Genomic DNA, 14,854 nt, shown 5'->3' with positions numbered 1-14,854 from the left:
GGTTTTTCACGTTTCAGCCGTAGCATCTGGATTGGCCTTCTGCTATGATGGGCTGTAAGTAGATATCGGAGGGATCATGAATGGAAATTCAGCGGCACGAGCGTTTGCTTGAGGTTTTGAAAGAACAATTTGCACAGCAGGAAGCGGCATTTTTCTTTACCCAGTGGGATACCGAGAATGAGGATGAGGAAGTCTCACAGTTTCGGGGCACACTGACAGAGCTTAAGCTCACGGATAATGAGTTTGACGAAAAGGATTTACTCTTGATTCTCACCGCAGAAGATGGGGAGATCGTGGAAATCCTAATGGAAATACCAAGTGAGGAAGTGGATCTGGCTGTTTGGGAAGAAGGTCGGTTGTCCATCTTTGGTACGGAAGCAGAGCTCGTTCTGGAAAAATGAGAAGCGAGCGCAATTATTCTTTTATAGGGACAACAGATCCGATGACAAGCAGTGAAGTTTATCACTGTGAAAAGTACCTGAAGCGGAACAAGAGGGAGTTGGTTCAGGCAGGGAAATACTTAATCGACACAGCAGCGCTGCTCTCCCTGTTTCATTTGGATTGCTGGAACTGCCGTCGCGTTCATCGGGAAACATGCTGCGAAGGCGGACAACCCTACGCGGTGGAATCCCGACAAGTTTTTATTCTGGAGCGAGAATTTCCGGCGATTTCTGCACATTTGACGGACAGGCAAAAAACAAAAAAGTGGCTGGATCAAGGTGTCTGGGACAAGACGCCTGGAACCATTCGGATGGAGCATGGCAACTGTATGTTTTATCAGGAGCGGGATGGGCGCTACGGTTGTGCGATTCACGCTTACGCCGAGCAGATGGAGCAAGACGTGCTGCCGTTAAAGCCCTTTAGCTGCCAGCTCTATCCTTTGGACCTCATACAGACGGATCTTGGTATCCTTCTGACCGCTGTAACCAATGAGACATCTTCTTTTTCCAGGTGGGGCACCGATTATTTGGAGCAATTTTATTGCGCTAGTCTCGATCGACGAAAAGTAGCTACACATCTTGATGCCCATCTTTTTGCAGTGGATGGATATCGGCCAGCCTACGAGTGGAATCTTCCCTTGTTTCGTTATTTGCTAGGCGATGAGGCGAAACGTATCGAGAGCATACTGCAAGAGAAGATTGAACAAAGTGCTACAACCATAGGATAGGATGAAAGCTTTATGAGAAAAGGAGCAACAGTGATGATAGGTAAAACAACTCAAGAATCGCGTACGATCCAGGCTTCTCTGGTCCAGCCTTCGGATACCAACTACCACGGAACGATTTTTGGTGGAACCATGATGGCTTATGTTGACGAAGTAGCGGCGATTGCAGCCATGCGCCATTCACGTCGTCCTGTTGTGACGGCATCCATCGATTCCATCGACTTTCTCGCACCGGTCAAAATGGGGCAATCCATTTGTCTGGAGGCCTATGTGTCTTCGACTGGAAGAACCTCAATGGAGATTTTCGTGAAGGTGGTCGCTGAGAATTTGCGGACTGGTGAGCGTGTATTGACAGCTACATCCTTCCTCACGTTCGTTGCTTTGGATGAAGAAGGCAATCCGACAGAAGTACCGCCTGTTATTCCAGAAACCGAAGCGGAAAAATACCTCTTGGATACCGCTGATGACCGTAAAAAAATGCGGAAAGAGCGCAAACAAAATACACAGGCGTTTATCGATCATCTGACGATCAAGAAAAACATTTGATTGTCCAAAAAAAGCGTGAGTGAGGGAGGAAGAAACGATGAAATACCGCAGACTGGGGAAAACGGATTTGACTGTTTCCGTCGTAGGCGTGGGAACGTGGCAGTTTGGTGGAGAGTGGGGAATGGACTTCACGCAAGGCGAGGTCGATCAGATCTTGCACACAGCCAAGGAGCTGGGCATTAATTTGATCGATACCGCGGAATGTTACGGTGACCATCTTTCAGAACGTCTGATCGGAGACTATCTGAAGCGTGACCGTCGTGAGGACTGGATTGTCGCCACCAAGTTTGGTCATCATTTTCACGATCGCTTTACTCGAACCAATCACTATGGTGCAGCAGAGGTTCTGGACCAACTCGACAAGTCCCTTCAAGCCCTGCAGACGGATTACATCGATCTGTACCAGTTTCATTCAGGCCCAGATGAAGCCTTTGACAATGACGACCTCTGGACCATGCTGGATAAACAGGTGAGTGAAGGAAAGATTCGTCATCTAGGTCTTTCCATCGCGAAAAACGACAATCTGCACCAAACCTCATCCTCGACTAAAATAAATGCCCAAACGATACAGGTCGTTTACAACCGCCTGGATCGCAAACCGGAAGAGGCTGTGTTTGCATCCTGCCAGGAGCAGGATTTGGGGGTGCTGGCACGCGTACCGTTGGCGAGTGGATATTTAAGCGGAAAGTACAAGCCGGGTACTGTGTTTGCTGGCAATGACGTGCGCCACAGACATGACCCTGAGCATGTCAAACAACTGCTTTCACAGGTGGAGGAGATCAAGCGCAACGAAGTGCCAGAGGGGATTGATATGGCACAATGGGCGCTGGCCTGGTGCCTCAACCATCCTGCTGTGACAACGGTTATTCCAGGGAGTAAAAGCCCGGCACAGGTCGAAGCGAATGCAAAAGCGGCCGAGCTCGCGAGTGATCAACATCCGCAGGCACGACCGCAGCCTTAATCCTTAATCGAGAAAACGAGCACGGACTTCCGGTGTAGGCAGTAAACACTGCTCGCTTTTACCAAACCACCGGTAGCGATTGCGAGCAATCCATGTATAGATCGGATCCCGTATGAAGCGGGGGACGGCAAGCCCAATGAGACTGAAGGTGCGCCATCCCCCGTTTAGTTTTTTTCCAACCCGTAATGCCGCATCAGATTTCGTATACAGCCGATCGTCTTCGATAAAAACCACAGATTGCAGTTCAACTGTAGAATAACCATGTGTCGCTAGCAGCTTTTGCGCCATTTCCGATTGCAGGGAAGCAAAGTAAACGTCTTCATTATCATTGTGGCGAAGAACGAATTGGACCGAAGAGTGGCACATGTGGCATACCCCGTCAAAGAGCAGAATCGCTTCTGGCGGATGAGTCATGGGGATAGGGGACTTCTCTGTCATACAGCAGACCTCCATTGGACCAGGAAATGAAAGGGATCCATACTTCTATTCTAACAAATCGGAACACTTTTTCCTATGGCCCATTCCCGCGCAGGGCTCCTTGGCGAATCAAATCTTCTGCTTTGGCCAAATCAAGGTACATTTCTCTGTCTTCACGCAATCGTGGAATGACCTGCCGGATGAGTTCATAGGCGCGTTTTGTACCTGAACCAAGCTCACCAGTCCCAAACTCAATGGCCTGCGCTGCTGCTACATACTCGATGGCGAGTACCTTTGCGGTGTTGGCCACGACCGTTCTCAGTTTGCGGGCCGCCGTCGTGCCCATGCTGACATGATCCTCCTGATTTGCCGATGAGGGGATGGAATCGACAGAGGCAGGGTGACAGAGCACTTTGTTCTCGGAAACGATGGAAGCGGCTACGTACTGTGTGATCATGAAGCCGGAATGAAGTCCGCCGTTTTCCGTTAAAAATCCGGGTAGTCCGCTGAGCTGTGGATTGACCAGACGCTCAGTCCGCCTTTCGGAGATGTTGCCGAGCTCTGCGATTGCAATCGCTAGGAAATCCGCAGCAAAAGCCATCGGCTGTCCGTGGAAATTCCCCCCGGATATCACATCTCCCGTTTCCGTAAACAGCACCGGATTGTCGGTTACACTGTTGCATTCACGGGACACGGTGGTCCAGACGTATTCGAGTGTATCGCGTGTTGCACCATGAACCTGTGGAAGGCAGCGAAGACTATAGGCATCCTGCACGCGAATTTCTCCCTGGACCGTGGTACGTTCACTGCCCTGCAGGTGTTGCAGGAGTCGACGGGCAGACTCCTGCTGGCCAGGATGAGGTCGAACCAGATGAAGCTGTGGGTCAAATGCTTTGGGAATGCCACGCAGAGCTTCTACGGTCATCGCAGCGATCACCTCTGCGGTTTCCATGACAGTTCTGGCTTCGTCCAGAGAGAGGCAGAGGAGGGCAGTCATGGCCTGTGTACCGTTGATGAGAGCAAGCCCCTCCTTCGCCTGAAGTCGGATCGGATTTAACCCGACTAAGGCCAATGCCTCTGCGCCGGACATTCGCTTTCCATTCACCTCAGCCTCGCCTTTTCCGAGCATGACCAGAACCATATGAGCCAGTGGAGCAAGATCACCACTTGCCCCGAGCGAGCCTTGCTGCGGGATGATCGGGTGAACGCCTCGATTGACCAGCTCAACCAGATGAAGCAAGGTCTCTTCCCGGATTCCCGAATAGCCCTTTACCAGCGCGTTGATCCGCAATGTCATCATTGCACGAACGACTTCTACAGGGTACGGTTCTCCCATACCGCAAGCGTGACTCATGATCAGGTTTTCTTGAAGCTGGGTGACATCCTCACCTGTGATCATGACATCCGAGAATTTGCCGAAGCCTGTGGTTATCCCGTACACGACTTGCTGTCCACTGACCATCTGTTCCACCATCGTTCGAGAGTGACGCACCTTTTCGCGAGCGGCTTCAGGGATGGATATCAGAGATTGTGATTTTGCGATGCAAATGACCTGCTCGATATGCAGCGTATTTCCGTCCAATTCAACGACTGGCAGTGAAGACATGGTATATTTTCCTCCTTTAGCAGAGCAGAGAACGAAAAAGGAAGAGGGGTAGGATCTATGATCCTAACCCCTCTTCCTGGGTTTGTATATGCAAATGGCAAAACGTGAATAGCCTGTCGCCCGGCATACGTTTTCCTCACTTTCGCTCTCTGTGCGTGTTTGGATAATTCTGTTATTGATACCATTTTACCTGATACATTCGCGCAGTCAATAGGAGGATGGCACGGCTTCTGCACCTGTTCGGAAAAAACGGGCTTAGTCCTTTTTTCCAATATGGGCAAGTGTCGTTTCTTGATCGTGATAAACGTCATACCATGTACTGTGTGATTTTACCCGAAAGGACGTGTGAGAGTCTTTGGAAAAACGTCGAAAAGTGCCACCAACGCCGCCAAGGCGGCCTAAAGAAATGCCAAAACCACCTTCTTCGAGCATGCCGCTACCATCGCCTTCCCGCCCATCTCCATCGATGCCATCACCGAACATGCCTTCCCCAAATCTGTCACCAAACCTACCTTCACCAAACCTACCGTCACCCAATATGCCAATGCCGAAGAAGGAACATCGCCCTGCTAGACCCATGCCGCAAAGGCCCATTATTCCAGCACCTAACCAATCGATCCCGAAACCAGCCAATCCGATGCCGCCGAAGCGTGTTCCAATCAAACCCATGCCTCCAAACCGTATGCCATCCAATCAAAGTCCGGTGAATCCGATGCCTCCAAACCGTATGCCGATGAATCCGATGCCACCCAATCGCATGCCAGCGAATCCGATGCCGCCAAACATGTCACCAAATATGTCACCAAACATGTCTCCAAACATGTCTCCAAACATGCGACCTCCTCGTTCCCGCTCCAAGCATGAAGCAGAAATCGAACTGTATCTGTTCAAGCTTCATTTTCACCGGGATCGGATGCACTTTTTCGAGCACAAGTGCCACGAGCATCGAGAGCACAGACGAAAATACAGCGAATACAGAAAGCATTACAAGCATCATAAGCAAAGAATGAAACACTACCATGATCGCTGCCGGATGTACGACGGAGGAAGCAGCTCCTCTGGGCACAGAAGATCCTCGTCTTCTTGCTCTTCATCCTCATCCTCATCAGGACATCGCTGCGACTGTGGCTGTTCCTATTAAGAGAAGCTTACAGGTGAAAGCCCCTAAAAGCAGTCAATCTTCCCGGGAAGAACGGCTGCTTTTTTGCTGGATATCTGTCCGTATAGAGCCGTCAGGATGTTGCCTGGCGGTTTTTCTATGTTCTCTTTCCTTACAAAACCGAAAGCAAACTGTAAGGTAGATCAATAGCTAACCTCAATGGAATTTCGTTACAGTAATAGCGAGCCTTTACGAAAGTACGCCAGCTAGATGCTTGGAAATGAAATGGAGGAACGACAATGAGTGCGTCCGTACTAGATGTGAAAAACGTTCAGAAAATATACGGGAAAAAAGGGGAAAGCCAGTCACATGCTTTAAAAGGAGTATCGCTCACGATTGAAAAAGGAGAATTCGTCGGAATCATGGGGCCATCCGGTTCAGGAAAAACGACGCTCCTCAACGTCATTTCCACATTGGATCGGCCAACGGAAGGCTTGATCGAAATTGCAGGAACAAATATTACACAGATGAAACAAAACCAGCTGGCGGATTTTCGCTCACAAAAACTGGGTTTTATTTTTCAGGATTTCAACCTCTTGGAGAATCTGACCGTCTACGAGAACATAGCGCTGCCGCTCTCCCTTCAGGGTGTATCGTCGAAAGAAATTGTCACCAAGGTAAATAGGGTGGCGCAAACACTCGGAATCGAAGAGATTTTGCAAAAATATCCCGTGCAAATATCCGGAGGACAAAAGCAACGGGCCGCAGCAGCACGTGCGCTCGTTCATGATCCAGCCATTTTACTGGCGGATGAGCCGACGGGTGCACTGGATTCCAAGAATGCCAAAAGCTTGCTCGAAACGATGACAGACCTGAACGAAAATCACCAAGTATCCATCATGATGGTCACTCATGACGCATTTTCCGCAAGCTATTGCAAGCGAATCCTGTTCATTCAGGACGGCAAGCTCTATACCGAGATTCACCGGACTGGGGATCGACAACCCTTTTTCAAACAAATTCTGGATGTACTGGCCGAGCTGGGTGCATCACATGATGTGCACTAGGAGGTACGATTGATGCTATTCAAGCTATCTTTGTCCAGTATGCGAAAGATGATGAAGGATTACCTAGTTCTACTGGTGGGCCTGGTCATCTCCATCTCGATTTTCTACATGTTTCAGACGCTTGCCCTCAATTCGGACTTCACCAAAGGCAATTCGGTGATCTCATCCATCCAGATCGTGTTCAACGTAGGGGCATTCCTGTTGGCGTTCATCACCGTGTTCTATATTTTCTACGCTAACTCCTTCCTGCTCTCACTGCGACGCAAAGAGCTGGGCATGTACATGGTGCTAGGAGCGAAAAAAGGGAAGATTAGCCAGATTCTATTCTGGGAAACGTTGATGATGGGGATAGCTTCTTTATGTATTGGAAGTATTGTCGGCATCATCTTGTCCAGCGGGATCGGCAAACTGTTGATGAATCTGTTGGAGATTTCGCCAGAGGGATACTATCCTTTTTACGTGCCGGCGCTTTGGATGACGTGGGGATTTTTCCTGGTGTTGTTTCTGATTACCTCGACCATCAACGCCATCCGTTTGGCGAGGGCGACCGAACTGGATCTGATCCGGGCCGAGCAGCAAAACGACACCATGAAACGCAGGGGAATAGGCACGATAGTGGTTGCTTTGATCGGGGTGCTGCTGGTAGCAGTAGGCTATTACGCGCTGATTGAGATTATGGTCCTGCAGGTGCTTGGTCTGATCATTGGGGCTGGTGCCACCACGATTGGGACGTACCTGATTTTTATCTCGCTGCTGCCTGTTTTTGTACAGGCATTGAAGAAAAATCAGCAGCTTAATGATCGTCAATTAAATGCATTTACATTTGCCCAGCTTCGATTTCGGGTGAACAATCTGACCAAAGTTCTCGGTACGGTAGCGATGCTGATCGCACTTGGCGTCGGGGCGATGGCTGGGGGATTGGCTTTCCAGCAGAACGTAGATCTGATTTCCAGTGCGCAGCACGTCTATGACATCACTTTGCATGATCCGGCCGAAGAAGATATTCAAGCCCTGAAGAATATGAACGTAATCGAGCAGAATACGTACCGCTACAAGATGGATGACAAGGGGTACTACTATGTAAAGGATGATCTGCTTGCCCATCCGCCATTGATTTCGACGAACAGCATCGAGAACTATTCATCCGAGAACAAACCCAAACGGGTGGCAGAGGATCTTCCTCATGATGGGTATATCATGTACGCCAGTCAGGATGACCGTACGAATCTGGAGGAAGTTCCAGCTGAGTGGGATCAGGCCATTTCCACAGAATTCATGATTAGCTATGAAATGCTGAAGGGCAGAACGGTTCAGATCGTGGATCGGGCAACCTATGAGGGAATCACAGGCAGTGAGCATCAGGTGTTGATTGCTCAAGTAGATGATTATTTGAACTACAAACCAGCATTAAAAGCCATGGATCAGCGGCAAAAACAGTGGATCCAATCGTCCCTTGAAAATGAAGAGCGGGAAGTGTATTTGTCCACCAAATACAGTACTTACGAAGCGGTGTATGCATTTACGAGCGGCACCATGTTCATGGGCTTCTTTTTGGGGATTGCCTTTTTGGCGATGATGGCCAGCTGTTTGATGTTTAAAATATTGTCCGGTGCTACTCGCGACAAGGACCGCTACATGATGCTGCGAAAAATCGGCGTGCGCCAGTCGTTATTGATCGGTTCCATTTACAAGGAGCTTTTCCTGGTGTTCGTATTCCCGGCATTGGTAGGTCTCGTTCATGTCCTGGTGGGTATGCAAATGTTTTCGTTTATTCTCCTGGACCCGTATGTGAACATCTGGGTACCAACCGTGATTTTCCTGGCGATCTATGCAATTTACTACTACATTACTGTACGACTTTACCAAGGGATCGTTTTGCCAAAAGAAGCGTGAATGAAATGCACTATTCACTTTGGAGAAGAGGGCAGGCTATGATGAACATGACCGTCAGGGTTATTTGCCCTGACGTTTTTTCTATTTATGCTTGTATCTTGTCAAGTATAAGCAACGGTTTCTCCCGCATAGCCAGCCTTGACGAGATGACGGCGCAGTGTTAACAAGGCGTCGTCCTTATTTTTGCACTCCAGAATAATATCGACGTTGTAATCAGCGAGTGACTGGACGAAATTCAGGAATTGCTCCGGATCGATGTTGTCTGCATGGGCACGATAATCTTGCTCTGACTTTGGGGAGGATATATGCATTTTGGGGGTTCTGTCCTTCCAAGTGTCGATGATGCGTGGCAAATACTCCACCCAATTTTCGCCGTCGGACAGGCAAGCGTGATGGTGAATGTCCAATACCATTGGTACGCCAATCCGTTCGCACAGCTCCAGCACGTCGCGCATCGAAAACGAAACATCATCGTTTTCGACCACCAGTCTCTTTTTCACCTGCTCGGGAAGGTTCTCGAAATGAGTGGCGAATCGATCAAGCGAGGCAGCTTTATCCTCATAAACACCGCCAACATGCGTGACCAGTACAGAATTGTTGTCGAGATCTAAGAGATCAAATACTCGAGCGTGGTAGGAAAAATCCTGAATGGTCGACTCCAGAACAGAGGGCTTGTCAGTATTGAGAATGCTGTAATGTCCAGGGTGTGCAGTGACGCGTATTCCGTGCTTGCGAATGTACTCGCCTGCTTTTTTAAAGTCCCATGCAAATTCCTTGGCCCAGTCCCATTCTGCTGCCACCGGATGGGTAGCGAGTGGAACAAATTCAGAAGGCAGCCGGTATACAAAAATTTCATGCTCTACATTGTAAGCCAGCAGATCCATCAAATTGAAAAAGTTGGTCTGCATGACTTGCCTTAGTTTTTTCAACTGGGCAGGTGGATCTAGCTTGTTTAATTGCGCTACAGTGGTTTTTTTGTTTGGATTGTTTTTGGTGTTTACGCTGATGCAGGCATAGCCTAGGCGAATCATGGTGTTCCCTCCTTTACGCAGCATCGTCGTGGTTCTAGTGTTCCCCAATCTTGAGTCTGGTCGAGTATGAAAACTTCCCAGTGAAGAAAAACTAGCATGAATGATTCTAGCGGAGGAACTACCCTTTCACATGGGGTGATACTGATCAAGGAAGCCATGGAACAAAAACGGAATCAAATTCAGTAAAAAGTGGAGCAGAAGGTAGGGGGCGACTCCTGTCCGACTGTTCTTTTCTTCTGTTTTTCATGGACAATGACGACAAACTATTCTAAAATATAGATTAAATTGTAAATTAATGACATATCCTTGCTCCCTTTTTCGTCCTTTTGCTTGGCCTTCATGCGCTTCCTTTTGCACATGAAGGTTTTTTCACCAAAGATAAAAGAATTGATTGCCACCAAAATGACAGGTATACTCGTAATTATCAGATAGTATCGAGCGAATCGAACGGAACAGGAGTGGGGCTACGATGGTCATTGATGTGAAAAATGTCGAATGGCAGCGCGATGATACAACCATCCTGCGAAACATCAGCTGGCAGGTAAAGGATTCGGAGCATTGGTGTATAGTTGGATTGAACGGCTCTGGAAAGACGAGCTTGCTACAGATTCTCTGTGGATACATGTGGCCGACTAGCGGTGAGGTTCGAGTTTTGGGACATCGCTATGGTGAGGTCGACGTACGTGAAGTGCGCAAGTCGATTGGTTGGGTAAGTACGGCTTTGATCGCACAGATGCACGACCATGAGACGGCTTATCGATTAGTGCTGAGCGGAAGAGAAGCGACGATTGGGCTGTATACAACGCCAAGCCAAGAGGATCTCGACAGAGCGTCCGAATTGCTGGAGACGTTTGGTTGCACGCATTTGCGAAACCGACCATTTCGCGCCCTATCCCAAGGAGAGCGGCAAAAGGTACTGATCGCACGTGCATTGATGGCTTCACCTCGGTTGCTCATTCTGGACGAGCCGTGTACTGGTCTGGACCTCCTTACTCGAGAGCAGCTTCTCGCAATGATCGAACAAATTGCCGAACAGCCAAACGGACCGACCCTTCTCTACGTGACGCATCACATCGAAGAAATTCTTCCATGCTTCAGCCATACGCTTCTCTTGAAGGAGGGAACGGTGGATGTGGCAGATGAAACGTCAAAGGTCTTGACTGCACCTGAATTGACGCGCTTTTTCGGAGTACCAGTAGACATCCGACAATCGCAAGGGCGCTCCTGGATTAGTATTGGAGAGGAAGCAATGATTCGATAAGCAAACGCAACATCACGAAAAGGGATGTTTGTGTATACTAATAGTAAGGAACTTTATCTGGGAGGAGAGGAGAGATGGAGGCATGACGAATGTGACTGCACCAATTGCTGACTCCACCTGGGCGATTTTTACCTATGAAGAAGCTTGGAAAAGTTACGTCAACAGTTATGTAATCAAACACGGTGATTCATACATTTTGATTGATTCCCATCTTCGCAAGCATCGTGCTTATTTTCAACAGGCATTAGCGGAGATCGGGGTTACAACTGGACAAATCGAGTACGTGTATTTTACCCATCGAAATGCGGATCGTATCGGAAACGCTGATCTGTTTCCTTCTCGTAATAACTGGATTCATCTTGATGATTATTACGAGCTGGATGATTTTTCGCAAACGTTTTTCGGACACACATTTACGGGTAATGGAGGAGAGCTTGCTTCGTTAAAGTTTCGGCAGCTCTCTTTTCATACGGAAGGCTCAGTGGCGTTTTTTGATCCTAAAACCAAGGTTTGCTTTGTAGGCGATCACCTCCGCTTTTTGGGGGCGCCGTTGGGACAAATCGTGGGAAAAGAACCGGAACTCCGTACATCCTATTTAAAACAGATCGAAGAGTGGGGGAAAAAAGAGCCTGAGCGTGCGCAGGTATACGTTGAGGGCTTGGAAATTCTGTTGAACTGGCCGATTGAATATTTGGCTACGGGACACGGCCCGATCTTGCAAGGAGAGATCGCTCCCTTCCTGCAAGAGCTGATCAAGGTGATTCATAAGCCATAATACAAGCAAAGGAGCTAAGGTACAGCTCCATTTTTACATGAAAAAACACTACACGGGAAAATGTGTAGTGTTTTTGTTGTTTCTGTAAGATTACCCGGCTTGGGTTGAAGCCTTTTGCCATTCTTCCAGACGCTTTTCGAGCTCTGCCCGGTTCAGGTGTTGAAAATGAGTGGAATTGCCCATCAATTGGCGCAAATGAGCAAGAGCATGCTCGTAATTTCCTTTTGCAGCTTCGATCTCTGCTAGACATAACAGCTTCCAGTCGCGGGCAGAACGTTTTTTGGCGATCAACTTGTATGCTTCCTGTGCACTTTCTACTTCTCCCAATCTGGCATGTGCGCAGGCAATGACGGCTAGTGAATCCGTCATACCCTGATCGCGCTGATAGACGCGGAAAGCGACTTCCAAGGCTTCATTGTAGCGACCAGATGAGTAGTATACGATTGCCAGGTTGTAGAACAAATAGTGGATCATCGCTTGATTAAACAGGGAAGGTCGTTCCTTGCATACATTCAAGCCTTGAACAATATATTTTTCAGCCAGTTCGTAATTGCCGATGAGTATTTCATGCGTTGATTTATCCAGCATGGCTACAGAGCGAGAGCGGTTTTTTCGATAGGAAGCATCCAGCCACCGTAAACGGAATTCAGGTCGGCGCTTGAAAAGATAGGCGATGTATTGAAAGCGGAAGGGCCAATGAAGTCGTAAAAACATGACCAGTAAAACGGCTGCCAATCCCGCAATTGTTGAGGTCAAATTCAAGTTCAAATATTCCACGTGGGATGACACCCTTTCTTCCTGATTCGTTACCTGTTCATCTTAGCACAGAACCTGTCTGCTTGACAGAGAATTACCTCTACTTTGTCAGAGCAAGTGTTCCGAGTGGGTGGTTGGATGAGAGCTTCTGCGCTTGGACGATGCTGTCTGAAACGGTGTATAGTGTATCCCCAATCGTGAGAATGCGTCGAATATTTTTATCGCTGCCATACCAATAATCCCCAGACTTGCGGAGATCTTCTTCGTTCAGATGGGAAATGGTATCTTTCAAAACGAATCCCTTCTGCAGGTTGAGCTGATAGAGGTACGCCCCTTGGAAGGTAAAGTGTCCGTATTCCCGGATGTCGTTCTGCGCTTTTTGCTGTTTCGTCAACTCATGGACAGTCACAGGGAAGGCGAGAAGCTCTTTCTCCTTGGAGAACAACAAAGCTTTGTGATCATGCAAAAGCTCAGAGTCTGTCCCGCGATCGCCAATCACGGTTTTAAACTTTTCGATCGGTTTCGTCACATCCGTCACATCGAAGAGCGCAATTTTCATTCCTTGATAGTAGGCCATGTCTTTCATGGCTTCTGCTTCCTTGCCGAAGCCGATCAGGTGATTTTCGTCATATGGATGCAGATAATCACTGTATCCCGGGATTTTCAGCGCTCCCAAAATGGCAGGGGCGTTTGGCTTCTTCAGATCAATGACAAACAGCGGATCTACTGTTTTGAAGGTCACCATGTATGCGCGATCTCCGATAAAGCGTGCGGAGTAGATGCGTTCGCCAGGAGCGATGCCCTCCAGCTTTCCGTGTATGTTCAATTCATCATCCAGCACGTACAAATTGTTTTTGGAAGTGCCCTCATCTGTGCGCCAAATATTCCCGCTGGTTGTGGCGATTCGCAGGTATCCACCGTGTTCATCCATGGAGAACTGGTTTAGGATGGTTCCAGGCACGCTTCCCTTTGCCGAGAAGGAGAGAGTCCCATTTTTCAGGGCAAAGCGATAAAGGGTGGTGTTGATCTTCTCCTCAAGAGGAGCAGGAGCGAATGAACTGCTTTGGAAAATCTTCACGGGGGCGTCTGCTTTATGCTCTGAAACAGCTACGTAAAGATTTTCAGCAGATGCATACATATTTTCACCCCCGCCCAAATACGAATGCACCGACATTTTTTGCATGGCGTCGTCCAGGTTTATGCCGGCGACCATGAGATAATTGGGGGCTAGACTTTCCGGGAAGTAACGGATCTCGCTAAAGGGCATCCGCTGATACTCTTCTCCCTGAGCTCGGTCGCGATAGATGGGAGCTGGCTCTGCTTGGTCCTCCATGACTCCGTACGTATCGATATAATGATTTGCAACTAAATACAGGCTAGAGCCGATTTTACGAGAAGACAAGTAATGCCCCTCAACGTCCAGCTCCCGAGTCAAACGAGGCTGCTGTTTATTTGTGATGTCGTATACTTTTGCTTTAACCATTTGTTGATCGTATGTTCGACGGGCGATTTTTTTCGCGGATGGTGCGGCTGAAACTTTGGTTGCCAAGGTTTCATAGGACTGTCCGATCACTACGAGTCGATAATCATCTACGTAAAGCTCCAGAGGCTGAAATTTTCCCCCTGCATAGTCGATTCGACTCGCGACCTTGATCTCATTTGCCGGGACGGCTTGCACAATTCGAATTTGCTCTGAGGTAGCCTGATACAAATAAGTTCCGTCTGTCTTGACCAAATCCGCTTCATCTACGCCTTGCACCTGCGTGTTCGTCGTGGAGTAATCGGCACTCTTTGCAGAAGTCGTGTCTTGAGCAGGTGCTGGTGCGCCAGCCGCCGGAGCAGCTACAACCGCCGTTTCCGCCTCTGCTCTGACCATACCGTACAAGTGACGCTGCTGCATCTCTTTGGCCAACAATTTTTTCAGGTTTTCATAGGAGCCGACCACAGGTAGTTCATCTTCTTCAACATCGGCTGCTTCGACTACTTCTGGTTCGACACTCCACGTACTCGCCATGACGGTGAATGCGGTAGTCAATGCCAGAGCAGAAGAGACGATCCAGAGAAATCTCTTTTTCATCTTGTTCCCCCTCGTATAATCATTGTTAGAAGCTCTTCTTCAGACAATTTCCAGTTGATCCGGACAACGGAAAGAGAGTGAAGAGAATTCCAGTTAAATTGAATTTGAAGCCATGGTTTGGAGGCCTTAGCCGAACCCCGTACCGCAACCCCGTGGGGCGAGGAACGGAAGTCGGGGCTAAGAAGCCAATCATTACTTCT

At 48.6% G+C, this 14,854-nt stretch carries 15 protein-coding genes; 8 read left to right on the top strand and 7 right to left on the bottom strand.

Going from position 1 to position 14,854, the window contains the following annotated elements; translation table 11 throughout:
• Positions 1 to 80 precede the first annotated feature (80 nt).
• Genes EDM52_RS22675 through EDM52_RS22660 form a run of 4 tightly spaced genes read left to right on the top strand, consistent with a single transcriptional unit; the run spans position 81 to position 2,672 of the window.
• The gene (locus tag EDM52_RS22675; protein WP_122911183.1) at positions 81 to 401 is read left to right on the top strand and encodes a hypothetical protein; all 321 of its coding nucleotides are present in this window, start codon (positions 81 to 83) and stop codon (positions 399 to 401) included.
• Positions 402 to 442: 41 nt separating this feature from the next.
• The gene (locus EDM52_RS22670) at positions 443 to 1,168 is read left to right on the top strand and encodes a DUF3109 family protein (protein WP_245997316.1); all 726 of its coding nucleotides are present in this window, start codon (positions 443 to 445) and stop codon (positions 1,166 to 1,168) included.
• 33 nt (positions 1,169 to 1,201) lie between these two features.
• Positions 1,202 to 1,711 (top strand): acyl-CoA thioesterase, encoded by a 510-nt coding sequence (locus tag EDM52_RS22665; RefSeq protein ID WP_057133877.1) that lies wholly within the window; start codon positions 1,202 to 1,204, stop codon positions 1,709 to 1,711.
• A 37-nt stretch (positions 1,712 to 1,748) separates the two neighbouring features.
• Positions 1,749 to 2,672, top strand: coding sequence for an aldo/keto reductase (locus EDM52_RS22660; RefSeq protein ID WP_057133793.1), 924 nt, complete (start codon positions 1,749 to 1,751; stop codon positions 2,670 to 2,672).
• A gap of 3 nt (positions 2,673 to 2,675) precedes the next feature.
• On the opposite strand, the gene EDM52_RS22655 is transcribed toward EDM52_RS22660, so the two are convergent.
• From EDM52_RS22655 to EDM52_RS24875, 4 genes are all read right to left on the bottom strand, one after another.
• Positions 2,676 to 3,110 (bottom strand): thiol-disulfide oxidoreductase DCC family protein, encoded by a 435-nt coding sequence (locus tag EDM52_RS22655; RefSeq protein ID WP_245997315.1) that lies wholly within the window; start codon positions 3,108 to 3,110, stop codon positions 2,676 to 2,678.
• 73 nt (positions 3,111 to 3,183) lie between these two features.
• The gene (hutH, locus tag EDM52_RS22650; RefSeq protein ID WP_122911180.1) at positions 3,184 to 4,695 is read right to left on the bottom strand and encodes a histidine ammonia-lyase; all 1,512 of its coding nucleotides are present in this window, start codon (positions 4,693 to 4,695) and stop codon (positions 3,184 to 3,186) included.
• Positions 4,696 to 4,950: 255 nt separating this feature from the next.
• Positions 4,951 to 5,358 carry a hypothetical protein gene (locus EDM52_RS22645; protein WP_122911179.1) on the bottom strand — a complete coding sequence of 136 codons (408 nt, stop codon included), beginning with the start codon at positions 5,356 to 5,358 and terminating at the stop codon, positions 4,951 to 4,953.
• Between the two features lie 30 nt (positions 5,359 to 5,388).
• On the bottom strand, positions 5,389 to 5,529 hold the full coding sequence (locus EDM52_RS24875) for a hypothetical protein (RefSeq protein ID WP_183185303.1): 141 nt from the start codon (positions 5,527 to 5,529) through the stop codon (positions 5,389 to 5,391).
• Between the two features lie 564 nt (positions 5,530 to 6,093).
• Between EDM52_RS24875 and EDM52_RS22635 the strand changes: the two genes are divergently transcribed.
• Together EDM52_RS22635 and EDM52_RS22630 are read left to right on the top strand one after the other, a co-directional pair.
• Positions 6,094 to 6,861, top strand: coding sequence for an ABC transporter ATP-binding protein (locus EDM52_RS22635; protein WP_057133790.1), 768 nt, complete (start codon positions 6,094 to 6,096; stop codon positions 6,859 to 6,861).
• Between the two features lie 12 nt (positions 6,862 to 6,873).
• Entirely contained in the window at positions 6,874 to 8,754 is a 1,881-nt protein-coding gene (locus EDM52_RS22630) for an ABC transporter permease (RefSeq protein WP_057133789.1), read from the top strand.
• Positions 8,755 to 8,855: 101 nt separating this feature from the next.
• Here EDM52_RS22630 and uvsE read toward each other — a convergent pair whose 3' ends face one another.
• Positions 8,856 to 9,785: a UV DNA damage repair endonuclease UvsE gene (gene uvsE, locus EDM52_RS22625; protein ID WP_057133788.1), complete on the bottom strand. Its 930-nt coding sequence runs from the start codon at positions 9,783 to 9,785 to the stop codon at positions 8,856 to 8,858.
• A 469-nt stretch (positions 9,786 to 10,254) separates the two neighbouring features.
• On the opposite strand from uvsE, the gene EDM52_RS22620 reads away from it, so the two are divergent.
• The gene (locus EDM52_RS22620; protein WP_122911177.1) at positions 10,255 to 11,046 is read left to right on the top strand and encodes an ABC transporter ATP-binding protein; all 792 of its coding nucleotides are present in this window, start codon (positions 10,255 to 10,257) and stop codon (positions 11,044 to 11,046) included.
• An 82-nt stretch (positions 11,047 to 11,128) separates the two neighbouring features.
• Positions 11,129 to 11,821 (top strand): MBL fold metallo-hydrolase, encoded by a 693-nt coding sequence (locus tag EDM52_RS22615; RefSeq protein WP_122911176.1) that lies wholly within the window; start codon positions 11,129 to 11,131, stop codon positions 11,819 to 11,821.
• A 90-nt stretch (positions 11,822 to 11,911) separates the two neighbouring features.
• Here the strand turns inward: EDM52_RS22615 and EDM52_RS22610 are convergent, their stop codons facing one another.
• The gene (locus EDM52_RS22610; RefSeq protein WP_122911194.1) at positions 11,912 to 12,598 is read right to left on the bottom strand and encodes a tetratricopeptide repeat protein; all 687 of its coding nucleotides are present in this window, start codon (positions 12,596 to 12,598) and stop codon (positions 11,912 to 11,914) included.
• 79 nt (positions 12,599 to 12,677) lie between these two features.
• The gene (locus EDM52_RS22605; protein WP_122911175.1) at positions 12,678 to 14,654 is read right to left on the bottom strand and encodes a beta-propeller domain-containing protein; all 1,977 of its coding nucleotides are present in this window, start codon (positions 14,652 to 14,654) and stop codon (positions 12,678 to 12,680) included.
• Between the last annotated feature and the right edge of the window lie 200 nt (positions 14,655 to 14,854).

It is taken from the genome of Brevibacillus invocatus (assembly GCF_003710915.1).
In the GTDB taxonomy this organism is placed as follows: Bacteria; Bacillota; Bacilli; order Brevibacillales; family Brevibacillaceae; genus Brevibacillus; species Brevibacillus invocatus.
Note: the sequence above shows the minus strand (reverse complement) of the source record. Positions and strands in the feature narration are given on the sequence as shown.